27 protein-coding genes, 1 pseudogene and 1 riboswitch are annotated in these 26,107 nt (G+C 70.6%); of the genes and pseudogenes, 22 read left to right on the plus strand and 6 right to left on the minus strand.

Annotated features, from left to right (window positions below; translation table 11 throughout):
• Positions 1-2: 2 nt before the first annotated feature.
• From ACWFRJ_RS02380 to ACWFRJ_RS02405, 6 genes are all read left to right on the plus strand, one after another.
• A complete protein-coding gene (locus ACWFRJ_RS02380) occupies positions 3-230 on the plus strand; it encodes an MbtH family protein (RefSeq protein WP_453524298.1) in 228 nt (75 codons plus the stop codon).
• Positions 231-1,517, plus strand: a complete 1,287-nt coding sequence (locus ACWFRJ_RS02385) for a cation:proton antiporter (protein ID WP_453524300.1) — start codon at positions 231-233, stop codon at positions 1,515-1,517.
• Between the two features lie 112 nt (positions 1,518-1,629).
• Entirely contained in the window at positions 1,630-3,141 is a 1,512-nt protein-coding gene (locus ACWFRJ_RS02390) for a tryptophan 7-halogenase (protein WP_453524302.1), read from the plus strand.
• Positions 3,142-3,190: 49 nt separating this feature from the next.
• Positions 3,191-4,363 carry a cytochrome P450 gene (locus tag ACWFRJ_RS02395; RefSeq protein ID WP_453524304.1) on the plus strand — a complete coding sequence of 391 codons (1,173 nt, stop codon included), beginning with the start codon at positions 3,191-3,193 and terminating at the stop codon, positions 4,361-4,363.
• A gap of 15 nt (positions 4,364-4,378) precedes the next feature.
• The gene (locus tag ACWFRJ_RS02400; RefSeq protein WP_453524305.1) at positions 4,379-5,587 is read left to right on the plus strand and encodes a cytochrome P450; all 1,209 of its coding nucleotides are present in this window, start codon (positions 4,379-4,381) and stop codon (positions 5,585-5,587) included.
• A gap of 38 nt (positions 5,588-5,625) precedes the next feature.
• Entirely contained in the window at positions 5,626-5,838 is a 213-nt protein-coding gene (locus ACWFRJ_RS02405; protein ID WP_453524306.1) for a ferredoxin, read from the plus strand.
• A gap of 7 nt (positions 5,839-5,845) precedes the next feature.
• On the opposite strand, the gene ACWFRJ_RS02410 is transcribed toward ACWFRJ_RS02405, so the two are convergent.
• Together ACWFRJ_RS02410 and hppD are read right to left on the minus strand one after the other, a co-directional pair.
• A complete protein-coding gene (locus ACWFRJ_RS02410) occupies positions 5,846-6,958 on the minus strand; it encodes an alpha-hydroxy acid oxidase (protein WP_453524307.1) in 1,113 nt (370 codons plus the stop codon).
• Positions 6,945-8,051 (minus strand): 4-hydroxyphenylpyruvate dioxygenase, encoded by a 1,107-nt coding sequence (gene hppD, locus ACWFRJ_RS02415; RefSeq protein ID WP_453524308.1) that lies wholly within the window; start codon positions 8,049-8,051, stop codon positions 6,945-6,947. Before hppD ends, ACWFRJ_RS02410 begins: the two co-directional genes overlap by 14 nt.
• Positions 8,052-8,261: 210 nt before the next feature.
• Here hppD and ACWFRJ_RS02420 point away from each other — a divergent pair, with 210 nt between their 5' ends.
• The 7 genes from ACWFRJ_RS02420 to ACWFRJ_RS02450 all read left to right on the plus strand — a co-directional run bounded on the left by ACWFRJ_RS02420 (position 8,262) and on the right by ACWFRJ_RS02450 (position 15,298).
• Positions 8,262-9,605, plus strand: a complete 1,344-nt coding sequence (locus ACWFRJ_RS02420) for an aminotransferase-like domain-containing protein (RefSeq protein ID WP_453524309.1) — start codon at positions 8,262-8,264, stop codon at positions 9,603-9,605.
• Positions 9,602-10,528: a prephenate dehydrogenase gene (locus ACWFRJ_RS02425; RefSeq protein WP_453524310.1), complete on the plus strand. Its 927-nt coding sequence runs from the start codon at positions 9,602-9,604 to the stop codon at positions 10,526-10,528. The genes ACWFRJ_RS02420 and ACWFRJ_RS02425 overlap by 4 nt, the downstream gene beginning before the upstream one ends.
• Before the next feature lie 81 nt (positions 10,529-10,609).
• Positions 10,610-11,182 carry a hypothetical protein gene (locus ACWFRJ_RS02430; RefSeq protein WP_453524311.1) on the plus strand — a complete coding sequence of 191 codons (573 nt, stop codon included), beginning with the start codon at positions 10,610-10,612 and terminating at the stop codon, positions 11,180-11,182.
• A complete protein-coding gene (locus tag ACWFRJ_RS02435; RefSeq protein ID WP_453524312.1) occupies positions 11,182-12,546 on the plus strand; it encodes a peptidoglycan-binding protein in 1,365 nt (454 codons plus the stop codon). The genes ACWFRJ_RS02430 and ACWFRJ_RS02435 overlap by 1 nt, the downstream gene beginning before the upstream one ends.
• A complete protein-coding gene (locus tag ACWFRJ_RS02440) occupies positions 12,543-13,271 on the plus strand; it encodes an ABC transporter ATP-binding protein (protein WP_453524313.1) in 729 nt (242 codons plus the stop codon). The genes ACWFRJ_RS02435 and ACWFRJ_RS02440 overlap by 4 nt, the downstream gene beginning before the upstream one ends.
• A gap of 92 nt (positions 13,272-13,363) precedes the next feature.
• The gene (locus tag ACWFRJ_RS02445; RefSeq protein WP_453525048.1) at positions 13,364-14,536 is read left to right on the plus strand and encodes an ABC transporter permease; all 1,173 of its coding nucleotides are present in this window, start codon (positions 13,364-13,366) and stop codon (positions 14,534-14,536) included.
• Between the two features lie 204 nt (positions 14,537-14,740).
• Complete coding sequence (locus ACWFRJ_RS02450; protein ID WP_453524314.1) at positions 14,741-15,298, plus strand: PPOX class F420-dependent oxidoreductase; 558 nt, start codon at positions 14,741-14,743, stop codon at positions 15,296-15,298.
• Here ACWFRJ_RS02450 and ACWFRJ_RS02455 read toward each other — a convergent pair.
• The gene (locus tag ACWFRJ_RS02455; protein WP_453524315.1) at positions 15,286-16,137 is read right to left on the minus strand and encodes a LysR family transcriptional regulator; all 852 of its coding nucleotides are present in this window, start codon (positions 16,135-16,137) and stop codon (positions 15,286-15,288) included. The genes ACWFRJ_RS02450 and ACWFRJ_RS02455 overlap by 13 nt on opposite strands.
• A gap of 103 nt (positions 16,138-16,240) precedes the next feature.
• Here ACWFRJ_RS02455 and ACWFRJ_RS02460 point away from each other — a divergent pair, with 103 nt between their 5' ends.
• Positions 16,241-17,149, plus strand: coding sequence for an EamA family transporter (locus ACWFRJ_RS02460; RefSeq protein ID WP_453524316.1), 909 nt, complete (start codon positions 16,241-16,243; stop codon positions 17,147-17,149).
• A 26-nt stretch (positions 17,150-17,175) separates the two neighbouring features.
• Here the strand turns inward: ACWFRJ_RS02460 and ACWFRJ_RS02465 are convergent, their stop codons facing one another.
• Positions 17,176-18,048, minus strand: coding sequence for a bifunctional 5,10-methylenetetrahydrofolate dehydrogenase/5,10-methenyltetrahydrofolate cyclohydrolase (locus ACWFRJ_RS02465; protein WP_453524317.1), 873 nt, complete (start codon positions 18,046-18,048; stop codon positions 17,176-17,178).
• Positions 18,049-18,069: 21 nt separating this feature from the next.
• A riboswitch (ZMP/ZTP riboswitch) is annotated at positions 18,070-18,155 on the minus strand.
• A 91-nt stretch (positions 18,156-18,246) separates the two neighbouring features.
• On the opposite strand from ACWFRJ_RS02465, the gene ACWFRJ_RS02470 reads away from it, so the two are divergent.
• The 6 genes from ACWFRJ_RS02470 to ACWFRJ_RS02495 all read left to right on the plus strand — a co-directional run bounded on the left by ACWFRJ_RS02470 (position 18,247) and on the right by ACWFRJ_RS02495 (position 22,735).
• Positions 18,247-19,386 carry a DMT family transporter gene (locus tag ACWFRJ_RS02470; RefSeq protein WP_453524318.1) on the plus strand — a complete coding sequence of 380 codons (1,140 nt, stop codon included), beginning with the start codon at positions 18,247-18,249 and terminating at the stop codon, positions 19,384-19,386.
• Complete coding sequence (locus tag ACWFRJ_RS02475; protein ID WP_453524319.1) at positions 19,281-19,898, plus strand: 2OG-Fe(II) oxygenase; 618 nt, start codon at positions 19,281-19,283, stop codon at positions 19,896-19,898. The genes ACWFRJ_RS02470 and ACWFRJ_RS02475 overlap by 106 nt, the downstream gene beginning before the upstream one ends.
• 148 nt (positions 19,899-20,046) lie before the next feature.
• Positions 20,047-20,550, plus strand: a complete 504-nt coding sequence (locus ACWFRJ_RS02480; protein ID WP_453524320.1) for a methylated-DNA--[protein]-cysteine S-methyltransferase — start codon at positions 20,047-20,049, stop codon at positions 20,548-20,550.
• Between the two features lie 42 nt (positions 20,551-20,592).
• Positions 20,593-21,342, plus strand: a complete 750-nt coding sequence (locus ACWFRJ_RS02485) for a 2OG-Fe(II) oxygenase (protein ID WP_453524321.1) — start codon at positions 20,593-20,595, stop codon at positions 21,340-21,342.
• A 173-nt stretch (positions 21,343-21,515) separates the two neighbouring features.
• The gene (locus ACWFRJ_RS02490) at positions 21,516-22,079 is read left to right on the plus strand and encodes a hypothetical protein (RefSeq protein WP_453524322.1); all 564 of its coding nucleotides are present in this window, start codon (positions 21,516-21,518) and stop codon (positions 22,077-22,079) included.
• Positions 22,076-22,735, plus strand: coding sequence for an alpha-ketoglutarate-dependent dioxygenase AlkB family protein (locus ACWFRJ_RS02495; RefSeq protein ID WP_453524323.1), 660 nt, complete (start codon positions 22,076-22,078; stop codon positions 22,733-22,735). The genes ACWFRJ_RS02490 and ACWFRJ_RS02495 overlap by 4 nt, the downstream gene beginning before the upstream one ends.
• Positions 22,736-22,744: 9 nt before the next feature.
• On the opposite strand, the gene ACWFRJ_RS02500 is transcribed toward ACWFRJ_RS02495, so the two are convergent.
• Together ACWFRJ_RS02500 and ACWFRJ_RS02505 are read right to left on the minus strand one after the other, a co-directional pair.
• Complete coding sequence (locus ACWFRJ_RS02500) at positions 22,745-23,365, minus strand: L-threonylcarbamoyladenylate synthase (RefSeq protein WP_383269199.1); 621 nt, start codon at positions 23,363-23,365, stop codon at positions 22,745-22,747.
• An 80-nt stretch (positions 23,366-23,445) separates the two neighbouring features.
• Positions 23,446-24,204 carry a PP2C family protein-serine/threonine phosphatase gene (locus ACWFRJ_RS02505; protein ID WP_453524324.1) on the minus strand — a complete coding sequence of 253 codons (759 nt, stop codon included), beginning with the start codon at positions 24,202-24,204 and terminating at the stop codon, positions 23,446-23,448.
• Between the two features lie 177 nt (positions 24,205-24,381).
• Between ACWFRJ_RS02505 and ACWFRJ_RS02510 the strand changes: the two genes are divergently transcribed.
• Positions 24,382-25,338: an AraC family transcriptional regulator gene (locus ACWFRJ_RS02510; RefSeq protein WP_453524325.1), complete on the plus strand. Its 957-nt coding sequence runs from the start codon at positions 24,382-24,384 to the stop codon at positions 25,336-25,338.
• Positions 25,339-25,415: 77 nt separating this feature from the next.
• A pseudogene (locus tag ACWFRJ_RS02515) lies at positions 25,416-26,078 on the plus strand (dioxygenase family protein); the annotation flags it as partial.
• Positions 26,079-26,107: the final 29 nt, after the last annotated feature.

The following is a 26,107-nucleotide window of genomic DNA, read 5'->3' on the forward strand; positions in this document are numbered from 1 at the left end:
CGATGACCAATCCGTTCGACAATGAAGACGGCACCTTCCTGGTTCTCGTCAACGACGAGGGACAGCATTCTCTGTGGCCCGCGTTCGCCGAGATCCCCGAAGGCTGGACCACCGCGCACGGCGAAGGCACCCGGCAGGAATGCCTCGCGTACATCGAGGAGAACTGGACGGACATGCGCCCCAAGAGCCTCGTCGCGGAGATGGGCAGGAACGAGACGGCGGTTCCCTAGGTGGACACGGAATCACTGGTGACCGTGGCGATCGGCGATGTGGCCCTCATCGTCATCGCCTCTCGCCTCCTGGGAGCCCTCGCCCGCCGCTGCGGACAGCCCGTGGTCATCGGCCAGATCGTCGCCGGAATCGCCCTGGGCCCGACGCTGCTCGGCCGCCTGCCCGGCGATCCGACCTCGCGGCTCTTCCCGTCGGAGGTGCTGCCGTTCCTGACCGTGCTCTCGCAGATCGCCATCGTGATCTTCATGTTCGTCGTGGGGTACGAGATGGACTGGCGGCAGCTGCGCCAGGGCGGGAGAGCCTCGGCCACGGTCGCCCTGTGCGCGTTCCTGGTCCCCGCGGGACTCGGTGTGGGCGCGGTGGGGGTGTTCCACGGGGCGTTCGACGCGGTCCAGCCGGGGCAAGCGGACGGCAGGACGTTCTGGCTGTTCATGGCAGTGGCGGTCTCCGTCACCGCGCTGCCCGTGCTCGCGGCGATCGTCCGCGAACGAGGGCTCGCGGGCAGCCCCGAGGGCACCGTGGCCACGACTGCCGCCGGGTTCATGGATGTGGTGGCGTGGCTGGTCCTCGCCGCCGCGCTCGCCGGCACCGGGCACGCCACCGGGCATGCGTGGCAGCTGACGCTGCTTCTGATCTCCCTGTTCGTGGCGGCCCTGTTCCTGGTGGTGCGTCCGGTGCTCGCGTGGTGGATGCGGCGGTCCAGGGTGGTGATGGCCAACCAGCTCACGATCGCGCTCGGCCTGGCCCTGGGCAGCGCCTGGGTGACCGCGGAGCTCGGTCTGCACCCCGTGTTCGGCGGACTGCTCGCGGGCCTCACGATGCCCCGCAGGGACGGTGTGCCGGACGCCGATGTGCTGCGGCCGATGGAGCAGACCTCCGACCTGCTGCTCCCGCTGTTCTTCGTGACGACGGGACTCTCCTTCAACATCGGCTCGCTGGACGGGAACGGCGGCCTCCTGCTGCTGTTGATCCTCGCCATCGCCACCCTGGGCAAGCTCGGTCCCGCGTACGCGGCATCGCGGATCAGCGGTATGGACGCGCACCGGTCTGCGACCGTCGCCGCCCTTGTGAACACTCGCGGGCTCACGGAACTGATCGTCCTGAACGTCGCACTGAACGCGGGGATCATCGGATCAGCGCTTTTCACCGTTCTCGTACTCATGGCATTGGTCACCACCTTCATGACGGGGCCGCTGCTTTCTCTGATAGGGCGCAGGCGCGAGCGGGAAACCCCGCGCGGTCCGGAGAAGAAGGTCGTTCCCGCCCTTGCGGATGGACAACCTTGACGCCCAGGAAGGGCGATTTCAGAATCAATTGAGCAATAGGGATCGAGCAATGGGGCTCCCTGGGCAGGTGCTGAACCATTCGGTTCCCGCCCGGGAGAAAAGGGGAAGAGGGATGACCTTGCCGGAATCCGAGGAATTCGACGTGGTGGTGGTCGGCGGAGGGCCCGCCGGATCGACGCTCGCCGCACTGGTGGCCATGCAGGGGCGGCGGGTCCTTGTCCTGGAGAAGGAGGTATTCCCGCGCCACCAGATCGGCGAGTCGCTGCTGCCGTCCACCGTGCACGGCGTGTGCAGGCTGACCGGTGTCGCGGACGAACTGGCGAAGGCGGGGTTCCCGCGCAAGCGCGGCGGCACGTTCCGCTGGGGGGCCAACCCGGATCCCTGGACCTTCTCCTTCGCGGTCTCCCCGCGCATGAGCGGCCCCACGTCGTACGCCTACCAGGTGGAGCGGTCCAAGTTCGACGACATCCTGCTCAAGCACGCCCGCAAGGTGGGCGCCGAAGTGCGCGAAGGCTGCGCGGTGCTCGACGTCATCGACGACGACGAGCGGGTCAGGGGCGTCACGTACACCGACGCCGACGGCAACGAACGCCGGGCCCTCGCCACGTTCGTCGTGGACGCGTCGGGCAACAAGAGCCGCGTGTACCAGCGAGTGGGAGGCACGCGCGAGTACTCGGAGTTCTTCCGCAGCCTCGCCCTGTTCGGCTACTTCGAAGGCGGCAAGCGGCTGCCGGAACCGTACTCGGGCAACATCCTGTCGGTCGCGTTCCCGAGCGGCTGGTTCTGGTACATCCCCCTGAGCGACACGCTGACGAGCGTCGGCGTCGTGGTGCGACGCGAGATGGCCGAGAAGATCCAGGGCGACCGGGAGAAGGCGCTCATGGCACTCGTCGACGAGTGCCCCCTGATCGGCGAGTACCTCGCGGACGCCACGCGGGTCACCACCGGGCAGTACGGAGAGCTGCGCGTCCGCAAGGACTACTCGTACCACCAGACGACCTTCTCCCGCCCCGGGCTCGTCCTCATCGGCGACGCGGCGTGCTTCGTCGACCCGGTGTTCTCGTCGGGCGTGCACCTGGCGACGTACAGCGCGCTGCTCGCGGCACGCTCCATCAACAGCGTCCTGTCCGAACGCGTCGACGAGGACACGGCGTTGAAGGAGTTCGAGGCCCGCTACCGGCGCGAGTACGGCGTCTTCTACGAATTCCTCCTGTCCTTCTACGAGATGCACCACGACGAGGACTCCTACTTCTGGCGGGCCAAGAAGGTCACGAGGACCGAGCGGCCCGAACTCCAGTCGTTCGTCGAGCTCATCGGTGGTGTCTCCTCCGGCGAGCGCGTCCTGACGGAGGCCGAGATCCTCGCCAAGCGCTTCTCGTCGGACTCCGCGGAGTTCGCCGCCGCCGTCGACGAACTGGCCGGCAGCGAGGAGGGAAGCATGGTGCCGCTGTTCAAGTCCTCGGTGGTGCGCGAAGTCATGCAGGAGGGCGGTCAGGTCCAGATGCGCGCCCTGCTCGGGGAGGACGCCGAAGCGGAGGCCCCCCTGTTCAGCGGTGGCCTGGTGCCCTCACCGGACGGCATGTTCTGGCAGCAGCCCCAGTCCGCCCCGAGCCCGGCCGAGTAGAAGCCAGGCAGAAGCCGAGCAGCAGCCGAGCAGAGAAGGAGGTCCGCGCATGGCGCGGCCGTCAGACCTCTCCATGCACAACCGCAGGGACCGTCTGGACCCGCTGCCCGAGCTCAGCGAACTCAGCGCGCGGGCACCGCTGTCCGAGGTCGAACTCGACGAAGGACCCAGCTCGTCCACGGGCTGGCTCGTCACGGGCCACGACGAGGTGCGCGCGGTCCTCGGCGACGCGGAGCGGTTCAGTACGGCCCCGCCCGCGGGCGGCAGCCGGCCGGTCCAGGCGGGCAACCTCATCCAGTACGACCCGCCCGACCATGCCCGGCTCCGGCTGCTGCTCACACCGGAGTTCACGGTCCGCCGGATGCGCGGCCTGGAACCCGCCGTCGAATCCGTCGTGGCGGACTGCCTCGACTCCCTGGAGAAGGCCGGGCGGCCCGCCGACTTCATGCGGCACGTCGCCTGGTCCGTGCCGGGCCTCGTCATGTGCGAGCTGTTCGGCGTACCCCGCGACGACCGGGCGGAGCTCGCGCGGCTGCTCAAGGTCAGCCGCCCCGCCTTCCGCGGCAGGCAGCTGCAGCTGACCGCCGGGGCCGCCTATCTCGCGTACGTCGACCAACTCGTGGCCCGGAACCGACGCGCACCCGGCGACGATCTGCTCGGCAGGCTGGTGCGCCAGCACGGCGACGACATCGACGACGAAGAACTGGTCGGCCTCACCGCGTTCGTCATGGGCTCCGGCGTCGAGAACATGGCCAGCATGCTGGGCCTCGGCATCCTCACGCTGCTCGAACACCCGGACCAGCTGGGCCTGTTGAGAAAGTGCCCGCACTTGATCGACCAGGCGGTGGAGGAGTTCATCCGCTACCTGTCGATCATCCCGACGGCGTCTCCGCGCACCGCCCGCGAGGACGTACCCCTCGCGGGCAAGGTGATCAAGGCCGGTGACCAGGTGGCCTGTTCACTGTTCGCGGCCAACCGCGTCAGGCCGCCCGGCGCGCCGCCGGACGTCCTCGACATCACCCGTGAGGCCACCGGCCATGTGGGGCTCGGCCACGGCATCCACTACTGCATCGGCGCCTCGCTGGTGCGGATGGAACTCAGGAGCGCCTATCTGGCGGTACTGCGCCGCTTTCCCGAGCTGCGCTGTGCCGTGTCGCCCCAGGAGATCCGCTTCAGGACTCAGGCGCCGTACGGCGTGGAGACACTGCCGGTCACCTGGTGAGGGAGTGATGGAGCCATGACATCGACGACTGAGCCCGGCCTCGTCCACACCCGCCGCGAACGCTTCGGCCCGGCCGAAGAGCTGCGCAGACTGTCCGATGGACGGCCCGTCACCCGGATCGACGTGGGCCCGGGGACCGACGGGGTGCCCGTCTGGCTCGTCACGGGCCACGCCGAGGTGCGCCAAGTCCTCGGCGACCACCGGCGGTTCTCCACCCGGCGGCGCTTCGGGCCGCCCTCGTCGGCGGGGCGGGACGAGGGCCCGCGGCCCGACGAGCTGATCGGGCAGCTCATGGACTACGACCCGCCCGAACACACCCGGCTCCGGCAGATCCTCACACCGGAGTTCACCCTGCGCCGGATGCGCAGGATCGAGCCGGGCATCACCGCCCTCGTCACCGAGCACCTCGACGCCATGGAGCGCACGGGGCCGCCCGCCGAACTCGTGGGGGCGTTCGCGTCGCCCGTCCCCGGCGCCGCCCTGTGCGAACTGATCGGCGTGCCCCGCGACGACCGCGGCGACTTCCTGCGCCGCTGCCACGCCTTCCTCGCCCCCGGCCGGGGACGCCAGCGCCGGGCGGCGGCCGGGGAACTGCTCTCGCGGTACGTCGCCGCGATGGTCGCCCGGCAGCGCACGGACCCCGACGAAGGCTTCCTGGGCATGCTGGTCCGCGACCACGGCGACCAGGTCACGGACAAGGAACTGCGGGGCGTCTGCGTCCTGTTGGTGCTCGCGGGCCTCGACAACATCTCGGGGATGCTGGGGCTCGGCACCCTGCTTCTTCTCGGCCACCCGGAACAGCTGGCCGCGGTGCGCGACGATCCGGGGGCGGTGGACGGAGCCGTCGAGGAGCTGCTGCGCCATCTGTCGGTACCGCACGCGCCGACACCCCGCACCGCCCTGGAGGACGTCGTCGTGGGGGGCCAACTCATCAGCGCGGGGGAACACGTCCTGTGCTCGCTGCCGATGGCCAACCGCGACCCCGCAATGGTCGCCGAACCCGACCGATTCGACATCACGCGCGAGCCCGGCGCCCATGTCGCCTTCGGCCACGGCATCCACCACTGCCTGGGCGCGGCACTGGCCCGGATGGAACTGCGGATCGCCTACCCGGCGCTGCTGCGGCGCTTCCCCGACCTGCGCCTCGCCGTGCCCGAGCACGAGGTGCCGTTCCGTGTGCACGCGCTCGCCCACGGCGTGGACCGGCTGCCGGTCACCTGGTGAGCTCTCACCCGGTGAAAGAGAACGCGGAGGACGAACACATGGATGTACGGGTCGACCGCCAACGATGCGCGGGCTCCGGGCTCTGCATGGCCCAGGTCCCCGCCGTCTTCGACCAGTCGGACGAAGACGGCAAGGTCCTGCTCCACGCACCGAACCCCGGCCCCGAACTGGCCGGGGCCGTGCGCGCGGCTGCCGCGCGGTGCCCGTCCGGCGCGATCACGCTGCACGAACACGACACCGCCGCCCGCTGACGCCCGCTCACGTCCGGCCGCCCTGAGGAAGACGCACCGTACGCAGCTCCCCTGCCGCCCCGACATCGGCGCAGCCCGCGAGCCCGAGTGCGTCGTGGAGCTCGTCGGCAAGCAGGTCGAGCACCTGCCGTACACCGGCCTCCCCGGCGGCGGCGAGCCCCCACACCGGCGGGCGCCCCACCAGAACTCCGTCGGCCCCCGACGCCAGCGCCTTGAGCACGTCCGTGCCACTGCGGACTCCGCCGTCCACCATGACCTCGCACGCGCCGCCGACCGCGTCGACGACCTCGGGCAGGGCGTCGACGCCGGGCAGCGCGCCGTCGAGCTGGCGGCCACCGTGGTTCGACACCACGACGGCGTCCGCGCCGAGGTCGGCCGCCCGCACCGCGTCCTCGGGCGAGAGGATCCCCTTCACCACCAGCGGGAGCCGGGTGGCCGCCCGCAGCTCCCGCACGCACGACCAGGTCACCGCGGGCGAGAACGCCTCGGCCGTGTGCGCGGCCACCGCCGAGCCGTTACCCGAGGAGCGGTGCGCCGCCGAGGCCGCACCGCCGTCCAGATGCGCCGCCCGTACATGGCCCGGCAGCGCGAAGCCGTTGCGTACGTCCCGCAGGCGGCGGCCCATCCAGGGCACGTCCACGGTCAGCATCAGCGCCTCACAGCCGGCGTCCTCGGCCCGCCGCGCCAGGTCCAGGGAGCGCCGCCGCTCGCGGAGCCAGTAGAGCTGGAACCACACAGCGCCGCCGACGGCCGTGACCTCCTCGACGGGAACGCTGCTCAATGTGGCGACCGTGAACGGCACGCCCGCCGCCTTCGCCGCCCGTGCGGTGGCCAACTCGCCCTCCGGGTGCACGAGTCGGTGGTACGCGACCGGGGCGACCGCCACCGGCATCCGCACCGGACGCTTGAGGAGCGTCGCGTCCGTGGTGCATCGCGAGACGTCCCTGAGCACCCGCGACGCGACATAGATGCGGTCGAACGCCTCCCGGTTCGCGGCGAGGGACCGCTCACGACCGCTGCCACCCGAGATGAAATCCCACACCTCGGGTGGCAGAGCCGTGGCCGCGGCTCTCTCGACGTCGCCGAGATCGCGCACGGCCGTGGGGTCAGCGCGCCGCACGCTGTCCGGTCCGTTCCAGCTCCACGGCCTCGTACAGCGCCTTGATGTTGGAACTGCCGAAGGTCTGCGCGCCCTTGCGCTCGATGACCTCGAAGAAGATCGTGCCCCGCGGGTGCGCCGACGCGGTGAAGATCTGGAACAGCTGACCGTCGTGGTCCTCGTCGACGAGGAGATTCGTCGCGCGCAGTTCGGCCAGGGTGTGGGACTTGAGCCCGACCCTTTCGGAGAGCAGGTCGTAGTACGCCGACGGGGTCTGAAGAAATGCGACACCGCGCGAGGAGAGCGTGCGCACCGATCGGACGGCGTCTTTGCTGGAGAAAGCAAGATGCTGGACACCGGCGCCGTGGTGGCTCTTGAGGAATTCGTCGATCTGGCCGGGCTGTGCAAGGGGATCGGGCTCTATCAGCGTCAGTGTGACGGCTCCGGTCGTCGCGCTCTGCACGACCTTGGAGTCCATTGCCTGGGCGCCCACGACGATGTGCTCCTGGAAGACCTCACGGAAACCCAGGGCCTGTTGATAGAAGAGGGCCGTCGATTCGAGATCGCCGGCGTTCAGGCATACCGCGATGTGATCGATGTCGAGGAGTCCCACCTCACTGGTGCGCGCCTCGCGCGAGCCGGGCGCCGGAACGAATCCGGGCGGGAGTCCGGGGCCTTCTCCAGGCGCCCGTTCGACGAGCGTGTGCACCACGTCGCCGAAGCCCGAGACGGCGGCTGTTACCGCGGGGCCTTCGCCCGCGTGCCGTGTCGGCCTGCGCACGGGACGCGCGCCGCCCGCCACGGCGGAGGCGAAGGCCGCCGACACATCGGCGGTGCGCAGGGCGATGTCGGCCACGCCGTTGCCGTGCGTGGTGACGTACGTGGTGGCGGGGTGCCGCTCCGTGGTCGCCTCGGTGAGTACCAGGGTCATCCGCCCCTGGCGCAGGGCGATGCTGCGGTGGTCGGCGGATTCGCCGGTGCCGACGACGGTGAAGGCGTACTTGTCGACCCAGGCGGACACCGCCGCCTCCAGGCCGTCGACGTACATCTCCACATAGTCGATCGCGAGATCCGTGAGTTCATTGTTCTGGGCCGTTGCGGGTAAATCCGTCATCAGAGTCCTCGTGGGAAGAAGAATGCGGATACGTGCCGTCGCGCCGGATCGCGGAATTCCGGACCGCGGAATGTGCCGCGGAAAACTCCGGACCTTGTCGTCGGGCCGCGAGGCTGAATTCTCGTTGCGGCCCGATGATATGACCGCCTTCGTGGGTTCCGCACCTGTCAAGCCATTGCTGTGGATCAGCGGTCGGGAGACGCTGACGTCATGGAAATCCTGCAAACGGAAATCGCCGTCGCCGAGTTGAAGGCGGCCACGCTGCACGCGTCGCTCGCCGATGTGTCGATGGAGTCCATGAACCTCCTCAACCAGGTCGCCGACACCTATCCGGACGCGATCTCGTTCGCGGCGGGACGCCCCTACGAGGGCTTCTACGACGTGACCCGGATCCACGAATACCTCCAGATCTTCTGCGACCACCTCCGCACTCGTGTCGGCCTGAGCGAGGCGGCGACCGCCCGCACGCTCTTCCAGTACGGCGCGACGAAGGGGATCATCGGCGACCTCGTGGCGCGCGGCCTCGCCGTGGACGAGGGCATCGACGTCGACCCCTCTTCCGTGGTCGTCACGGTCGGCTGCCAGGAGGCGATGTTCCTGCTGCTACGCGCGCTGCGCGCCGACGGCAGCGATGCCGTGCTCGCGCCGAGCCCGACCTATGTCGGCCTGACGGGCGCCGCGCTGCTCGCCGACATGCCCGTGCTCCCGGTGCGCACCGGGGAGCACGGCATCGACCTCGACGACCTGCTGGTCCAGCTGCACCGGGCACGCGCCGAGGGAAAGCGGGTCCGCGCCTGCTACGTGACGCCCGACTTCGCCAACCCGGTGGGCGTCAGTCTGCCGCTCGCCGACCGGCACCGCCTCCTGGACATCGCCGCCGACGAGGACCTCCTGCTCCTGGAGGACAACGCGTACGGCCTGCTGAACAGCTCCGCCGACCGGCCACCCACGCTCAAGGCCCTCGACCGCCACCAACGCGTCGTCTATCTCGGCTCGTTCGCCAAGACCGGGATGCCGGGCGCCCGCGTGGGCTACGTGGTCGCCGATCAACGGGTGACCGGCACCGGCGGCGGCCGTGACCGCGACGGCCTGCTCGCCGACGAGCTGTCGAAGCTCAAGAGCATGCTCACCGTGAACACCTCACCGATCGCGCAGGCGGTGATCGGCGGCAAGCTCCTCGCCCACGACTGCAGCCTCGTTGCAGCCAACCGCCAGGAGACGGCAGTTTACGAGCGCAATCTGCGTCAGGTGCTCGACGGCCTCGACCGGCGCCTCGGCGACCGCGCCGAAGTCACCTGGAACGCGCCGACCGGCGGGTTCTTCATCGTGCTCACCGTGCCGTTCACCGTCGACGACGCACTCCTTGAACATGCCGCGCGCCGCCACGGCGTGCTGTTCACACCCATGCACCACTTCTACGGCGCGTCGGACGGGTTCCGCCAACTCCGGCTTTCGATCAGTACGTTGACGTACGAGCGGATCGAACAGGGCCTTGACCGCCTGGCCGCGCTGATCGACGAGCGGCTCGGGGAGCGGCCGGGTGAGGTCGCGTGACGATCCGTACCTTGGCCGTCGTCGGTACAGGCCTGATCGGCACCTCGGTGGCTCTTGCGGCCCGTCTGCACGGCGTGACCGTCTATCTCTCGGACCGCGACGAGTCGGCCGTCCGCGCCGCGGCGGTCCTCGGCGCCGGACGGCCCGAGTCCCCGCGGGCTCCCGTGGACCTGGCCGTGCTCGCGGTCCCGCCCAGCCAGATCGCCCCGGTCCTCGCCGAACTCCAGGCGCTGGGGCTCGCGTCGAGCTACACCGACGTGGCGAGCGTGAAGGCGCACGCCGAGCGGGAGATCCTGGACACCGCCCCCGAGCCGTCCCGCTACATCGGCGGCCACCCCATGGCGGGCCGCGAGCGGTCGGGCCCCCTCGCGGCCCGCGCGGAACTGTTCAGGGGCAGGCCCTGGGTGCTCACCCCGACCCGCCTCACCTCCAGGGCCGCCTTCGGCCGTGCCCTGGACCTGATCGCGCTGTGCGGCGCGGTACCGCGCGTGATGCGGGCCCGCGCCCACGACGACGCGGTGGCGCTGACCTCCCACGCCCCGCACCTGGTCGCGAGCCTGATGGCGGCGCGCCTGCGCGAAGGGCCCGCGGAGGCGGCCCAGCTGGCGGGGCAGGGCCTTCGCGACACCACCAGGATCGCCCGCGGCGACTCCGGGCTGTGGAGCGACATCGTCGAGTCGAATGCGGCGGCGGTCGCCGACATCCTCACCCGTCTCCAGGAGGACCTCACGAGCGTCGTCGCCGCCCTGTACGACCTCGCCGATCCCGAGCGGGGGAGGGAACTGTCCGGCAAGAGCAGACACACCCTGGTGGACCTCCTCGACCGCGGCGTCGCCGGGGTGGGGGAGATAGACAGGCCGTCTCTTGCCGCCCGAAGTGAAGTGCCGGTCGCCGCAGCCGAGTTGGGGCGCCGTCCGCGCTGACGTCCGGGCGCCGGGTGTGCCTGTACGGACACCGCCGCTTGTATCCGCCGTGTGACCGGTGCCCGCGTAGAACTTGGCCTCATGTCCACCACACACAAGCGAACCGCACAGACACTGCTCGCGGCGTCGGCCCTCGTGGCCGGCGTCTTCATCAGCGGCTGCTCCGGTGACTCCTCGGCCGCGTCGAAAGACGACCCGAAGAAGCCCGAAGCCTCGCCCACCAGCCCCTTCGACCAGGCCCTTGCCTTCTCCCAGTGCATGCGCAAGAACGGCGTGTCCGGCTTCCCCGACCCCCAGAAGGACGCGGGCGGCGGCATCGCGCTCACACCGGGCGGCGACGTCGACCCCAACTCCCAGGAGTTCCAGAGCGCGACGGAGGCCTGCCGCGACAAGATGCCCCAGGGCGGCCAGCTCGGCGGGGGCGGAGGCGGCGGCAAGGCCCTCGACTCGGCCAAGGTCTCGGCCTGGGCGAAGTGCATGCGCGAGAACGGCCTGCCCAAGCTGCCGGACCCGGAGATCAACGGCGGCAACATGTCGCTCGACTTCGGGGCGAGCGGCATCGACCCCGGCAGCGACGCGTTCCAGAAGGCCAGGGTCGCCTGCCAGGACAAGTGGCCCGGCGGCGGCCTCACCGGCTCCGGCGGCGGCGCCTGATGACCGCGCCGGACGAGACCCGGGAGAGGGAGCCCGAATTACGGGAGCCGGATGCGGAGCCCGACGCGGAGCGACCCGGGACCGAGGAGCCTCCCAAAGGCTCCGGGGCTCTGGAGCTGCACAAGCCCGCGGCGGTGTCCGAGCGGACTCCCGACGGCCTTGAACCCGACAGCGACCAGACCGACCCCGAAGCGGACGGCGGAGACGACGGAGAGGGTGGAGAAGGGACCACACCCCCGCCGACGACCCACCGCAGGCGCCGCCCGCTGCGCATGTCGCTGATCGTCGTCGCCGCGATCGCCGTGGTCGTCGCCGCGGGCGCCGCCACCACCGGCGTCTTCGGGGACGACGGCTCCGGATCGGCCGCCGACGCCCCCTCCGGGCCGCCGAAGACCGCCAAGGTGGAACGGACCACGCTGACGCGCACGGAGAGCGTGGACGGCAACCTCGGCTACGGCGACGCGACAGCCGTACAGGCCCCGGCCGCCACCAAAGCGGGCGCCGGGATCATCACCTGGGTGCCGGGAGACGGCGACACCATCAAGCGCGGCGAGAGCGCCTACAAGGTGGCGGAGCAGAAGGTCCCGCTGCTCTACGGCTCCACACCCCTCTACCGCCCGCTGAAGACGGGCATCGAGGGCAGGGACGTAGAGATCCTGGAGAAGAACCTCTCCGCGCTCGGCTACACCGGCTTCACCGTCGACGACACGTACGACGCGGGCACCGCCGGGGCCGTGAGGAAGTGGCAGGACGACCTGGGGCGTACGGAGACCGGGACCGTGCAGCCGTCCGACGCGGTGGTCGCCCCCGGCGCCAGGCGCGTCGCCGAGGTGAAGGCCACGGCCGGAGCCCCGCCCAACGGGCCCGTCCTCACCTGGACCGGCACCGAGCGCACCGTCACCGTCGACCTCGACGTGCAGTACGAGGACATGGTCGACAAGGGCACCAAGGCCACGGTCACCCTTCCCGACGACAGCACCGTCCAGGCCGAGGTGACCGACGTCGGCACCCCCTCCACGCCGTCCCAGGACAGCGGATCCGGGGGCTCGGGCGGCGGCCAGTCGGGCGGCGACGACAAGCCGACCCTGCCGGTCGAGATGAAGGTCGACAACCAGAAGGGCCTCGGCCGCTACCAGGCGGCAGCCGTGCAGGTCTCCCTGAAGGCGGAGACTCGCAAGGACGTGCTCGTCGTCCCCGTCAACGCCCTGGTGGCGCAGCGCGGAGGCGGCTACGCCGTGCAGGTCGTCGAGGCGAACGGCGACGTGCGGACGCGGACGGTCAAGGTCGGCATGTTCGCCGACAGCACGGTCGAGGTGTCCGGTACCGGCATCACCGACGGCACCGTCGTGGGGGTCCCCAAGTGACCACCGCCGCCCACCCGGTGGTCGAACTCGCCGGAGTCTCCAAGACGTACGGAGAGGTCGCGGCGCTCAAGGGCGCCGATCTCGTCATCCGGCGCGGGGAACTGCTCGCCGTCGTCGGACCCTCCGGCTCGGGCAAGTCCACCATGCTCAACATCATGGGCACCCTCGACCGTCCCACCACCGGCACCGTGCACATCGACGGGCACGACATCGACCGTCTCAGCGACCGGGAGCTCTCCGCGCTGCGGGCCGGGACGATCGGCTTCGTCTTCCAGCAGTTCCATCTCGCCCCCGGCGTACCGGCGTTGGACAGCGTCGCGAACGGGCTGCTCTACAGCGGCAGGCCACGGGGAGAGCGGCGCAGACTCGCCGAGCGGGCGCTGCGCCGGGTGGGCCTGGGCCACCGGCTCCACCACGAGCCGCATCAGCTCTCCGGCGGCGAGAAGCAGCGCGTCGCCATCGCGCGCGCGGTACTCGGCGACCCGCCGCTGCTCCTCGCGGACGAGCCGACCGGCGCCCTCGACTCCCGTTCCGGCGCCGTGGTGATCGAGCTCCTGCACGAACTGCACCGGGCGGGGACCACGGTCGTGGTCATCACCCACGACCGGGACATCGCGGGCTCCCTGCCGCGCGAGGTCCGGATCAAGGACGGCCGCATCGAGGAAGACGCGACCCACCCGGAAGAAGACGCGCCCGACCTGCTCCCTGAGGAGGCCCTGCGATGAGCGCCACCAAGGAGTTGAGCACGACGGGGGAGCGGGGTACGGCGCACGGGCTGCCACGCCCCGCCCCGCCGCCGCGCCCCAAGCCGGCCCGGATGGGCCCGGCCGACGTACTGCGGGTCGGCGGCTCGGGCCTGCGCTCGCGCCCCATGCGGGTGTTCCTCTCGGCGCTCGGTATCGCCATCGGCATCGCGGCGATGGTCGGCGTGGTGGGCATCTCCACGTCGAGCAGCGAGGACCTCAACCGGCGTCTCGCGGCGCTCGGCACCAACCTGCTCACCGTCTCACCGGGCCAGTCCTTCGCCGGTGACGCGGCCCATCTGCCCGACTCCTCCGTCGACATGATCGGCAACATCAAGGACGTCGATTCGGTCTCCGCCATCGGCAAGACGAGCGCCAAGGTCTACCGCAACGACCACATCAAGAAGGAGGAGACCGGCGGACTCAACGTCTACGCGTCCCGGACCGACCTGCCGAAGACCGCGGGCGCGGAGATCGTCGACGGCCGCTGGCTCAACGCCGCGAACCGCGGCTACCCGGCCGTCGTGCTCGGCCCCAAGGCCGCCGAGCAGTTGGGCGTCTTCAGGGCGGGACCCGACACCAAGGTGTGGCTCGGCGGGCAGTGGTTCACCGTGGTGGGGCTCCTCGCGCCCAACGAGCTCGTCCCCGACCTGGACTCGGCCGCGCTGGTCGGCTGGCCCGTCGCGGAGCAGGAGCTGGACTTCGACGGCCACCCGACGACGGTCTACACCCGCGCCGAGGAATCCGCCGTGAGCGACGTCCAGTCCGTGCTCGGCGCCACCGCCAACCCGGAGAACCCCAGCGAGGCCAACGTCTCCCGCCCCTCCGACGTCCTTGCGGCCAAGGAGGCCACCGACGACACCCTCAGCGGTCTGCTCCTCGGCCTGGGCGCGGTGGCCCTGCTCGTCGGCGGGGTCGGTGTCGCCAACACCATGGTCATCTCGGTCCTCGAACGCCGCTCCGAGATAGGTCTGCGCCGCTCGCTCGGCGCGACCCGCGGCCAGATCCGTACGCAGTTCCTCTGCGAGGCCCTGCTGCTTTCCGCGCTCGGCGGCCTGGGCGGGGTTCTGCTCGGCATCGCCGTCACCTCCGGCTACTCCACCTACCAGGGCTGGCCATCGGTGGTGCCGGTCTGGGCGATGGCGGGCGGTGTCGGCGCGACCTTGGTCATCGGCGGTCTCGCCGGTTTCTACCCCGCGGTCCGCGCGGCGCGGCTGCCTCCCACGGAGGCGCTCGCCACGACGTGAACCCATGGCCACTCGCCACGACGTGAACCCATAGCCCTAGGACGTGAACCCATTGCCATAGGGGGCGACTTCGCAGGAACTCGCCCCCAGCGGACGCGGTGCCTTCGTCAGCCTAAATCCCCCGCGGGCGACGAGGGCATCGCTCTGTGCGGCCCACCCCGGCCGAACTGTCTGGACGGCCACTGCCTCTCGTATTCTCACCGCATGACTGAGCACTTAGGGAAAGTCGACGAAAGCGGCCTGCTCGACCTGCTCCAGGAACAGCGCATCGGCACGCTCGTCACCCTCAAACGCGACGGCCGCCCGCAACTCTCCAACGTCGGCTATGCCTACGACCCCGAGGCCCGCCTCATCCGCCTCATGGTCACCGACAGCCGCGCCAAGACCCGCAATCTGCGCCGCGATCCGCGCGCGAGCTTCCTCGTCACCGACGGCGCCGGCTTCTCCTACATGATCGCCGAGGGCGACGCCGAGCTGACGCCGGTCGCGACCGACCCGCATGACGCGGTGGCCGACGAACTGGCCCTGGTATTCCAGGGGTTCCAGGGCGAGCACCCCGACTGGGAGGGGTTCCGCGCGGCGATGGTGAGGGAGCGTCGCCTGGTGATCCGCCTGCACGTCAAGCACGTGTACGGAGCCGCGGGAAAGCGCATCCTTGCGGGCCCCGGGCCCAAGGGACACGGCGGCGATGTGGTGGGCGCGACCGCGGGGCGGCCCGGTCTGCAGCTCGGCACGGGTGAACCGCCGCCTCAGTTCCGGTAGAGGTCCGTCAGGAGCGCCACGGCGGCATGTGTCATGGGGTGCGGGTCGTGGCGGCGCCAGATGAGATGTACGGCGATGGGGTCGGCGTCGCGCAGCGGGCGGAACACGACGCCGTCGCGGCGGTACTGATTGGCGGTGCTCTCCGGGGTGAGGCCGACGCAGCGGCCCGACGCGATGACGGCGAGCCAGTCGTCGATGTCCTGGGTGTACTCCACCGGGGGCCGGGCTTCTTCGGGCCACAGTTCGGCGGTGGTGGTGCCGGTGCGCCGGTCGATGAGGAGCGTACGGTCCCGTATGTCGGCCAGCGGAACGGAACGCCGTCTGGCCCACGGGTCGTCGCTCGCCAGTGCGCAGAAGCGGCGCTCGTGACCGACGACGGCGCTGGCGAAGCGGGCCTCGTTGAAAGTGGTGCGGACGACGGCGAGGTCGCACAGGCCCTCGGCGAGCCCGCCGGTCGCGGAGTTCGTCCGGATCAAGTACAGCTCGACGTCGGGATGCCCGGCGGCCCAGCGGCGCTGGAACTCCGCCGTGTGGCGGCCCATCGCCGACCAGGCGTGGCCGATGCGCAGGCGTGTGTGTCCGGTGGTCGCCTCCCGGATGAGGTCGTCGGCCTCCGCGAGCAGATGCCGGGCCCGGGCGAGAACCTGCACTCCCGCGGTCGTGGGCGTGACGCTCCGGCTCGTGCGGTGCAGGAGGCGCACCCCGAGCACCTCCTCGAGCCCGCCGAGAGTACGCGAGACGGCGGCCTGGGAGACCCCCAACTCGGCGGCGGCATCGGTGAAGCCGCCCATGTCGACGATGGCGACCAGACAGCGCAGATGCCGCAGTTCCAGATCCATGACCACAGCGTAGAGACAACCGGGGCGCATGGATAACCAAAGCGTATAGATGAGCGCGCGCATGCATTTTTCGTATGCGTGCGGGTGACGCATTCTGCGATGCATGCGAACGTCTCAGAGCCAAGCCGCGCCCGCTGTCGTTCCGGCCGGTCAGGGCGGTCCGGCCAGTGAGGGCGAGAGTTCACGAGGCCGTCTTGCGGGCATGGCGATGATGTTCGGCAGCGGCCTGTCCAATCAAGTCGGCGCCGCCACGGGCGCCCTGGCGTTCGGCGTCATCGGTCCCGCCGGTGTCGTGGCCGTGCGGCAGTGGGTCGCGGGAGCCGTGCTCCTGGCGGTGGGCAGGCCCAAGGTGCGCGCCTTCACGTGGCGTCAGTGGTGGCCGCTGCTGTGTCTGGCGGCGGTCTTCGCCACCATGAACCTCTCCCTCTACACCGCGATCGACCGCGTGGGCCTCGGCCTCGCGGTGACCCTTGAGTTCCTTGGCCCGCTGTCGGTCGCCCTTGCCGCGTCCCGCCGCGCGGTGGACCTCGGCTGCGCGGTCGTCGCGGGGGCCGCGGTGGTGGCCCTGGCCCGCCCGCAGCCCAGCACGGATTACGCCGGTATCGCGCTCGGCCTGCTCGCCGCGGCCTGCTGGGCCTCGTACATCCTGCTCAACCGTACGGTCGGAGCCCGCCTCCCGGGTGTCGAGGGCTCGGCCGCAGCCGCGGGGATCTCCGGGCTCCTCTACCTGCCGGTCGGCATCGTGGTCCTTGCCCACCACCCGCCGACGGCCGCCGCGCTCGCCTGCGCCGCCACCGCGGGCATCCTCTCCTCCGCGGTCCCGTTCCTCGCCGACCTGCTCGCCCTGCGCCGGGTCGACGCCCGCTTCTTCGGGATCTTCATGAGCGTCAACCCGGTCCTCGCGGCGCTGGTGGGCATGGTCGTCCTGGGGCAGGCCCTCGGCTGGGTGGAGTGCCTCGCCATCGCGGCGATCGTGACGGCGAACGGGGTCAGCGTCCTGAGCCGTTCCTGAGCCGCTCCCTTGTGGGACGACCGTGATCAGCCCAGGCCGAGCTGCCGTGTCGCCGCTTCGACCGTCTGCGCGAGGAGCACGGCGATGGTCATCGGCCCGACGCCGCCCGGTACGGGAGTGATCAGGCTCGCCCGGTCGCGGGCGGTCTCGAAGTCGATGTCGCCCACGTTCCCCGGGTTGTAGCCCGCGTCGATCACCACGGCGCCGGGCTTGATGTCCGCGCCGGTGATGAAGCGCGGACGTCCGACCGCGGCGAGCAGGACATCGGCCTGCCGCACGATCGCGGACAGGTCCGCGGTGCGCGAGTGGCAGTACGTGACCGTGGCGTCCCTGCCCAGGAGCAGCATGCCCGCGGGCTTGCCGAGGATGGCGCTGCGTCCCACGACGACGGCGTGCTTGCCGGTGAGGTCGACGTCGTACTCGTCGAGCAGGCGCATGATGCCGCCGGGGGTGCAGGACACGAAGCCGGGCAGGCCGAAGCCCATCGCCGCGAAGGAGTGCATGGTCACCCCGTCGACGTCCTTCTCCGGAGCGATCGCCTCGAAGGCGGCGCGCTCGTCGATGTGGGGGCCCACGGGGTGCTGCAGGAGGATGCCGTGGACGGTCGGGTCCTGGGAGAGCGCGGTGATCGTCGCGACCAGTTCGGCGGTGCCGATCGAGGCGGGCAGGGCGACGTGCCGTGACTCGATGCCCGCCTTCTCGCAGCGGGCGCGCTTCATACGGACGTAGGTGACCGATGCGGGGTCCTCACCGACGAGGACGGTCGCGAGGCACGGGGACGTCCCGGTGCGACGGCGGATGTCGGCGGCGGTCGCGGAGCTGGATTCGACGATGCGGCGGGCGAGGCCGGTGCCGTCCATCAGCCGAGCTGTCTGCGTCCGGGGCAGGCTCTGGGGCATGTGCCACTCCTGAAGTTCAGGGTGAGTCGCCCAGGCGCGCGGCATCGACACGATGTCAGGCCGCTCCCCGGTGGTATTCCACCTCAGCGCCAGTCACGGCCCGCCTCTCAGCCTAAGGGACGGTGCGGGACGCGGGGCACGGGTAGCCGGGATGTAGCTGAGCTTAATGAAAGTTCAAATCTTGTTGCTTGTTCTTTCATGTCGGCGACGGCATCGTTCCCTGACAACGACCCGGCCAAGGAGAGCGAGAGCGAAACAGTGAATGGCGTCCCCGGAAGAACCTGGGCAGCGGCAAGAGTGGGCGTACTCGCCCTCCTCTGGGGATCGACCTTCCTCTGGATCAAACTGGCCCTGGAAGGCCTGTCTCCCGTGCAGGTCACCCTCCTGCGCTGCGCACTCGGCGCGGCGACCCTGACGGTCCTGCTCTTCAGTACGCGGGGCCGCCTTCCCCGGGGCCGTGCGACGTGGAAGCACATCTTCGTCGCTGCCTTTTTCTGCAACGCGCTGCCCTTCGGCCTCTTCAGCGTCGGCCAGCAGACCGTCGACTCCGGCGTGGCGGGCGCCCTGAACGCGACGACTCCGCTGTGGTCCGTCCTGATCGGCCTCGCCATCGGCACGGAACGAGGACTGCGCCCCGTCCGCCTCGCCGGGCTCCTCATCGGTTTCGCGGGTACGTCGCTGATCTTCGCCCCATGGCAGCAGTCAGGCCTGGCGAGTTGGGGTGCCCTCGCCATCGTGGGCGCGGCGGCGAGCTACGCCGTCGGCTTCGCGTACATGGGGCACCACCTCGTCGGGAAGGGCATGCCCACCCTCTCCCTCTCCGCGGCCCAGCTCATGGCGGCCACGGGCCTGACGGCGCTCGCCCTGCCGGTCGGCGGCCTGGAGACGATCCACGTGGATCACACCGCGCTGATCGCCGTCGCCATCCTGGGGATCTTCGCCACCGGCGTCACCTTCCACCTCACCTACCGGATCATCGCGGACGAGGGCGCGACCAACGCGGCGACGGTCGGCTATCTGCTGCCGGTGGTCTCCGTGGCCCTGGGCGCCATCGTCCTCGACGAGGCCTTCAGTCTCCGCGTGGCCGCGGGCATGGCGGTCGTACTCGTGGGAGTCGGCATGACCCGTCGGCAGAACGCCAGGTCCGAATGTCGCCAGCATGCGCATGCGCAGGCGGCGAACATCGAGTACGCCGGGGCCGCCCCGCCCCACCGTACGAAGGACCCGGAATCATGCACAAGACCACCGTCACCCCCGACCTCTTCGGCCCCGCTCCCGGGTCGGACGCCCCGCCGCGCGGTCCCTCCGACCCGACGATTCCCGCACTCGGAGAGCTGAAGTACTTCGCCGACCCGGCCTCCGTCCCGCTCGTGCGGACACTGCGCGAGAAGCTTTATCCGCCGATGGCATGGGTGGCCAACCAGTGGGCCCAGCAGCTCGGCGAGCGCACCTTCCCGCCCATGCTCGACGAACTGATCGCCGAGTGTGCGGAGAACGGGCAGCGGCGCCCCACCCCGCTGATCCTGAACTACGGCGAGGGCGACTACGCCTGTCTGCATCAAGACGTCTACGGAGACATCGTCTTCCCGCTGCAGATCGCCATCATGCTGAACAAGAACGGCGAGGACTTCACCGGCGGCGAGAACGTCTTCGTGGAGCAGCGGCCGCGCTTCCAGTCGCGCGCCATGGTCGTCAAGCCGCAGCTCGGCCAGGGCATGATCTTCCCCGTCCGCCACCGGCCCGTCCGCGGCCGGAACGGCTACCGCCCTCATCCCATGCGGCACGGCACCAACGCCGTGGAATCCGGCCACCGCAACACGCTCGGCGTGATCTTCCACAATGCCCGCTGACGGCAGTGTGCCGCGCGCCGTGTGCCGTGCGCAGCGTGACGTCCGAATCCCGCCAGCGCGCGTGATCGCGACACCCCATGGTTGAAGTGGAAGGAAAGCAGGACAAGACAGGACCAAGACAGGACCGGGGCAGGACGAGGAGACCACGATGACCGCCTGCACGACCATCACCAGCCCGCTCGGCGAGCTGCTTCTGGTGGGAGAGCCCACACCGGACGGCGTCTCGCTGACGTCGCTGTCCATGCCCGGACAGAAGAACGCACCTGCTCCGCGGCGTAGTTGGGTCCGCGATCCCGACCGGTTCTCGGAGGTCGCCCGACAGCTTGCCGCCTACTTCGCCGGTGAACTCACCCGTTTCGACATGGAGTTCACGCCGAGCGGAACCGACTTTCAGGAGCGCGTCTGGAGGGCCCTGGAGGAGATTCCGTACGGCACGACGACCACCTACGGCGCACTCGCCGAGCGGCTCGGCGTGGACCGGGCGCGGGTCCAGGCCCCGGGTGCCGCGATCGGCGCGAACCCGCTGCTCCTCGTGCGCCCGTGCCACCGCGTGATCGGCGCGGACGGCTCCATGCGCGGCTACGCGGGCGGAGTGGAGCGCAAGGTCCAACTCCTCACCCACGAAGGCGCCCTGCAACCCACCCTGGTCTGACCGGACCTCGCCTGACCCACGCGATCACGAAGGATCCTGATCATGATCGACACCACTCACCCGGAGTGTCCGCACCCGGCGGACACCCGCGTCGGCGAACGTGTCGCCGCCGCGAACTGGGACGCGCTGACCGCCGAGCTCGACGAGCACGGCCACGCCCTCACCGGCCGACTTCTGATCCCCGACGTCTGCCGCGACATCGCCGCCCTGTACGAAGAGACCGACCGCTTCCGCGCGACCATCGACATGGGCCGCTACCGCTTCGGCTCCGGCCAGTACCGCTACTTCACCCACGAACTCCCTGATGTGGTTAGTGAGTTGCGTGAGGCGTTCTACCCTCGTCTGCTGCCCATCGCCCGCGACTGGGCCGAGAAGCTCGGCAAGCCCGCCCCCTGGCCCGAGAGCCTGGGGGAGTGGGTGGCGATGTGCCACGCGGCCGGGCAGGCCAAGTCCGCGCAGATTCTCCTGCGCTACGGGCCCGGCGACTGGAACGCCCTGCACCGCGACGTCTTCGGCGACATGCTCTTCCCGCTCCAGGTCGTCATCGGCCTCGACGCCCCGGGGGCCGACTTCACCGGGGGTGAGTTCCTCATGACCGAGCAGCGCCCCCGCGCCCAGTCGCGCGGATCGTCCACGACCCTGCCGCAGGGCCACGGGCTCGTCTTCACGACCCGGGACCGGCCCGTGGCCTCCAAGCGCGGCTGGTCGACCGCACCGATGCGGCACGGAGTGAGTACCGTCCGCTCCGGGCGGCGGCGCACGCTCGGCCTGGTCTTCCACGACGCGGCGTGAACCCAGACTCACAGCCGCCGGGCGCCCCTATCCGCGTACGTACAACCCGCGTACGTACATCTTGTGCGGCCCGGACTGAAAGCGTCGCCCGCGGCCGGATACCGCCCCTGTGCGGTCTGCCTGCCCGCTCAGTACTCTCGATGGAAAGCAGACCCAGAAAGCACCGGCACACCATGAGCATCCTGAAGGAGCGGGAGAACTCCCGCTCGCCCCTGATCGGCGCCGCCGACCTCGCCGCCCACGCCGACCTGCCCGCCCCCGCCGCACACACCGAAGCCGAACTCGCCGCCCTGATCGGCCTGTTGACCCAGCCGAAGGCGCGAATCGAGACCGTCACCGTCGGCCACAGCCGTGACACCGCATCCCGAGCCGCCGCCGAAGCCTTCACCGCCGCGTGGAAGGACCGCGGCGGCACGATCCTCACCACGGTGAGCTGGCCGGAGACGGCCGCGTCCTGGCTGCGCCCCGCGCACCGCCTCACCGCGGAGCTCCCGGACGCCTGGGTCATGGCCGCCGCGCCGCTCGGCCTCGCCCAGCTGGCCCGCCGCCTGCGCCACTCCACCCACTGGGACCCGGCCCGCAGCTACGCCTTCGCCTCGCTCCAGGACTCCCGCGTTCCCGCCCTCGCCGGAGACGACGTGCTCCACGGCCTGCGCGGCGCGACAGCCGACGGCGCCACCTGGGACGTACGCCACCGCTGGGTCACCACCCACCTGTCCGCAGAGGTGATCGCGTGAGCGCCCTGATCCCCCGCCCCACCACGGAGATCGCCCCCGGCGCGGTGCATGTGCCGCAGTGGCTCAGCCTGGAGGAGCAGCGCGAACTCGTCACGGCGTGCCGTGGCTGGGCCACCGGTCCTGTGCCGATCCGCCACACCGAGCTGCCGCGCGGCGGGATCATGTCCGTACAGACGGTGTGTGTCGGCTGGCACTGGCAGCCTTACCGGTACACCCGCACCGCCGGAGACGTGAACGGCCGGCAGGTGGCCGCCTTCCCGGACTGGATGGTCGATCTCGGCCGCCGGGCGCTGACCGAGGCGTACGCCGACGCGTCGGCCGCGGCCGACTACACACCGGACACGGCGCTGATCAACTTCTATGACGGGCAGGCCAGGATGGGCATGCACCAGGACAAGGACGAGCGGTCGTCGGCCCCGGTGGTCTCCCTGTCCATCGGCGACACCTGCGTGTTCCGCGTGGGCAACACCGAGACCCGCACCAAGCCCTACACCGACATCGAACTGGCCTCAGGTGACCTGTTCGTCTTCGGTGGCCCCTCGCGCTACATCTTCCACGGCGTGCCCAAGGTCCACGAGGGCACCGCGGACCCCGCGACCGGTCTGACCTCGGGCCGCCTGAACATCACGATGCGGGTCACCGGCATGACCGGGTGACGCTGACGGCTACTCGAACCGCGAGGTGTCGCCCGCCCCTCGGCGCACGATCTCGGCCTCGCCGCCGGAGAAGTCGATGACGGTGGTCGGGCTCGTGCCGCAGTCACCCGAGTCGACCACGGCGTCCACCTGGTGGTCGAGCCGTTCCTTGATCTCCCAGCCCTGCGTCAGCGGCTCCTCCTCGTCGGGCAGGAGCAGAGTGCTGGAGAGCAGCGGCTCGCCGAGCTCGGTGAGCAGGGCCTGCGTGACGACATGGTCGGGAATCCGGACCCCGACGGTCTTCTTCTTCGGGTGCAGGAGCTGGCGCGGCACCTCCTTCGTCGCGGGAAGGATGAAGGTGTAACTGCCCGGCGTCGCGGCCTTGATCGCACGGAACACGTCGTTGTCGACGTGCACGAACTGACCCAGCTGCGCGAAATTCTGGCAGACCAGGGTGAAGTGGTGGCGATCGTCGAGGTTGCGGATCTTGCGGATGCGGTCGAGGCCGTCGCGGTTGCCCAGCTGGCATCCCAGGGCGAAACAGGAGTCCGTCGGATACGCGATGAGCGCGCCGGAGCGGATGCTGTCGGCCACGGTGCCGATGCTGCGCGGCTGGGGATTCTCGGGATGCACGTCAAAATACTTGGCCATCCGCCGAGCGTACGTGATCGCAACAGATGTCCCTGGTTCCTCGACGGGCACAGCGGCGCCGCCGGTCGCCCAGGGTGCGGTCAGTCGTCGTCGACCACGCTGATCAGCGCGAGCGTGATGTTGTCGGGGCCGCCCGCGTCGATGGCGGCCTTCCACAGCTCGAAGACCGCCCGGCCGCCGTCGTGGGCCGCGAGCAGCTCGTCGAGGACGTCCTCGGGCACGGGGTCGGTCAGGCCGTCACTGCACACCAAGTAGCGCTCACCCACGACGAGCGGCAGCGTGCTGACGTGCGGGGTGACATCGCTGAGCCGGAGCGCGCCGCCGAGCGCCTGCGTGACGATCGACGAGGTGCGCCGGCCCGGTACCGGAGGCGGGCTGTCGTCGACGCTCACCTGGCGCAGCGGCCTGGGGGCGCCGCTCCCGCTCACGTCGAGCACCCTGCTGTCACCGACGTTGAACACGAGGAGTTCCGTCCCGAGGACGATGACGCCCGCCACCGTGGTCCCCATGGTGGCCAGCTCCGGATCGTGTTCGGCGGCCTCGTACACGGCTCGATTGCAGGCGTTCAGCGCGTCACGAACGGCTTGCTCGCTGTCCAGCAAGGGCCCCAGCGACGCCAGCCGTCGTACGACGATGCCGCTGGCCACCTCCCCGCCGGGCTGGCCGCCGATGCCGTCGGCGACCGCGACGACGAGGGGGTTGCCGAGCGGGAACCCCAGGGTCTGCGGGTTCTCGGTCATGGTCCCGCACAGCGTCCATGGACCGACGGCCAGACTGTCCTCGTTGTTGTCGCGTACGAGCCCCGGGTGGCTCAGCGCGGTGACTGTTATGTACGGCATCCCTGTCCCGCCTCTCCGTAACGGCAGGCGTGCTCCGCACCACCATTGTCACGCCGACGGCCGCACACGGCTCAGTGACGGCCCGTGGTCACCCTCTGCCCCGTAGGTGACCGCGCATGCCATGGTGGGGGAGTCGACTGGTCTGGACCAGTTTCCGGTGTGGTGAGGAGCGTACGCATGCGCGGCACAACGGTCTTGCCCGGCGAGGGGAACAGCGGACTACCCGGTGAGGAGGGCATGCCGACGCACCGCCTGGAGGTGCCGATGCCCAACGCGCTGCCGTTCGCCATCGGCACGTTCGACACCATCGGGCCCATGTCGCGTGCGTCGTTCCCGCACCGGCACACCTTCCACGAGATCGTCCACGTCACCGGCGGCACCGGCAGGCACGTCGTCGACCTGGCCCGCTTCCCGCTGCGGCCGCCGAACCTGTGCTTCATCGCCCCCGGCCAGGTCCACCACTGGGAGAACGTCACCGGCCTCGAGGGGAGCGTCATCCTCTTCACCGACGACTTCCTCCTCGACCACCCCGCGGACCGCCGGGCACTGCGGGGGCTCGGACGGCGCTCCTGGCTCGAACTGCCCGACGATTCGGCGGACCGGACCGCGCGCCTCGTCGCCGACTTGGACGGCGAGTACCGGGCGGGGGCCGACGGATTCCAGAGCGTGCTGCGGGCCTTGCTGCACGTCCTCGTGGTGCGTTCGGCGCGGCTGCCCGCGCGGCATCCGGCGGCGGCCCCGCCCGCACCGCGCTCGCGGCCCGGCACGGTCGCCGCGGAGTTCGTGGCCCTGCTCGGCACCCCGGAGGGCTCCCTGCTGTCCGTGCGCGCCTGCGCCGGGCGCCTCGGCGTCTGTGTGAGCTACCTCAGCGAGGCGGTGAAGGGTTCCACCGGCCGCACGCCAGGCGAACTGATCCGCCAGACGCGGGTGCACGAGGCCAAGCGCCTTCTCCTGCGCACGGAGTTGTCGGTCCGTCAGGTTGCCGCCCGGGTCGGCTTCGGGGACTCAGCCTATTTCTGTCGCTTCTTCCGCCGCGAGACCGGTGCGAGCCCCGGAGACTTCCGGCGCGGCGGTGGCGATATTCACCACGACCACCGACTTGAGTCCATCGCCCGCGCCCTGCCGTCCGCATAGCTTCAGTGCCGATCCGGAACCCACCCCACTCCTCAGGAGGAGCGATGGAGCACGAGATCGGCACGACCGGAGACGGCATGCCCGACAACGGCGTACGCGACGGAGGCAACGGGACAAGTCAGGGGAGCGGCCCCAGCCGAAAGGCCGTCCTGAGAGCGGCCGCCGCGGTGGGCATGGCCCTGCCCGTGGTCCTCATGGGAGTTCCCGCCCTCGCCCGGACAGCGGGCGAGCGGGGCGTGGTCCCCGAGGCGACCCCGGCCTGTGACGACGGCGACGACCCGACACCTCCGCAGATGGAGGGACCGTACTTCAAACCCAACTCCCCCCAGCGCACCTCGCTCCTGCAACCCGGCACGCCCGGCGTACGGCTCACCGTCACCGGCTATGTCTTCGGGCGTGCCTGCCGGCCGATACCCCGGGTCCTGATGGACTTCTGGCAGGCAGACACCTATGGGACCTACGACAACACGGGATTTCGCTTCCGGGGCCATCAATTCACCGACGCGACAGGCGCGTTCAGGCTCACCACGATCGTGCCCGGCCTCTACCCGGGCCGCACCCGGCACCTGCACGTCAAGGTGCAGGCCCCAGGGCGCCCGGTCCTCACGACCCAGCTGTACTTCCCCGGCGAGCCGCGCAACAACACGGACCCGATCTTCGACGCCCGGCTGCTCATGAACGTACGCAACGTCGGCAACGCGAAGGAGGCCGACTTCGACTTCGTGTTGAACGTGCCGCAGTAGCACGAGTAGCACGCGGGCGGGGGCTG

It is taken from the genome of Streptomyces sp. NPDC055239, assembly GCF_053606205.1.

Excerpts from the sequence above, each read along its gene's own strand:
- ACWFRJ_RS02380 (WP_453524298.1), top strand. The coding sequence starts at position 3 with ATGACCAATCCGTTCGACAATGAAGACGGCACCTTCCTGGTTCTCGTC.
- ACWFRJ_RS02390 (WP_453524302.1), top strand. The coding sequence starts at position 1,630 with ATGACCTTGCCGGAATCCGAGGAATTCGACGTGGTGGTGGTCGGCGGA.
- ACWFRJ_RS02395 (WP_453524304.1), top strand. The coding sequence starts at position 3,191 with ATGGCGCGGCCGTCAGACCTCTCCATGCACAACCGCAGGGACCGTCTG.
- ACWFRJ_RS02400 (WP_453524305.1), top strand. The coding sequence starts at position 4,379 with ATGACATCGACGACTGAGCCCGGCCTCGTCCACACCCGCCGCGAACGC.
- ACWFRJ_RS02405 (WP_453524306.1), top strand. The coding sequence starts at position 5,626 with ATGGATGTACGGGTCGACCGCCAACGATGCGCGGGCTCCGGGCTCTGC.
- hppD (WP_453524308.1), bottom strand. The coding sequence starts at position 8,051 with ATGACGGATTTACCCGCAACGGCCCAGAACAATGAACTCACGGATCTC.
- ACWFRJ_RS02420 (WP_453524309.1), top strand. The coding sequence starts at position 8,262 with ATGGAAATCCTGCAAACGGAAATCGCCGTCGCCGAGTTGAAGGCGGCC.
- ACWFRJ_RS02430 (WP_453524311.1), top strand. The coding sequence starts at position 10,610 with ATGTCCACCACACACAAGCGAACCGCACAGACACTGCTCGCGGCGTCG.
- ACWFRJ_RS02435 (WP_453524312.1), top strand. The coding sequence starts at position 11,182 with ATGACCGCGCCGGACGAGACCCGGGAGAGGGAGCCCGAATTACGGGAG.
- ACWFRJ_RS02445 (WP_453525048.1), top strand. The coding sequence starts at position 13,364 with ATGGGCCCGGCCGACGTACTGCGGGTCGGCGGCTCGGGCCTGCGCTCG.
- ACWFRJ_RS02450 (WP_453524314.1), top strand. The coding sequence starts at position 14,741 with ATGACTGAGCACTTAGGGAAAGTCGACGAAAGCGGCCTGCTCGACCTG.
- ACWFRJ_RS02455 (WP_453524315.1), bottom strand. The coding sequence starts at position 16,137 with ATGGATCTGGAACTGCGGCATCTGCGCTGTCTGGTCGCCATCGTCGAC.
- ACWFRJ_RS02460 (WP_453524316.1), top strand. The coding sequence starts at position 16,241 with ATGCGAACGTCTCAGAGCCAAGCCGCGCCCGCTGTCGTTCCGGCCGGT.
- ACWFRJ_RS02465 (WP_453524317.1), bottom strand. The coding sequence starts at position 18,048 with ATGCCCCAGAGCCTGCCCCGGACGCAGACAGCTCGGCTGATGGACGGC.
- ACWFRJ_RS02470 (WP_453524318.1), top strand. The coding sequence starts at position 18,247 with ATGTCGGCGACGGCATCGTTCCCTGACAACGACCCGGCCAAGGAGAGC.
- ACWFRJ_RS02475 (WP_453524319.1), top strand. The coding sequence starts at position 19,281 with ATGCACAAGACCACCGTCACCCCCGACCTCTTCGGCCCCGCTCCCGGG.
- ACWFRJ_RS02480 (WP_453524320.1), top strand. The coding sequence starts at position 20,047 with ATGACCGCCTGCACGACCATCACCAGCCCGCTCGGCGAGCTGCTTCTG.
- ACWFRJ_RS02485 (WP_453524321.1), top strand. The coding sequence starts at position 20,593 with ATGATCGACACCACTCACCCGGAGTGTCCGCACCCGGCGGACACCCGC.
- ACWFRJ_RS02490 (WP_453524322.1), top strand. The coding sequence starts at position 21,516 with ATGAGCATCCTGAAGGAGCGGGAGAACTCCCGCTCGCCCCTGATCGGC.
- ACWFRJ_RS02500 (WP_383269199.1), bottom strand. The coding sequence starts at position 23,365 with ATGGCCAAGTATTTTGACGTGCATCCCGAGAATCCCCAGCCGCGCAGC.
- ACWFRJ_RS02505 (WP_453524324.1), bottom strand. The coding sequence starts at position 24,204 with ATGCCGTACATAACAGTCACCGCGCTGAGCCACCCGGGGCTCGTACGC.
- ACWFRJ_RS02510 (WP_453524325.1), top strand. The coding sequence starts at position 24,382 with ATGCGCGGCACAACGGTCTTGCCCGGCGAGGGGAACAGCGGACTACCC.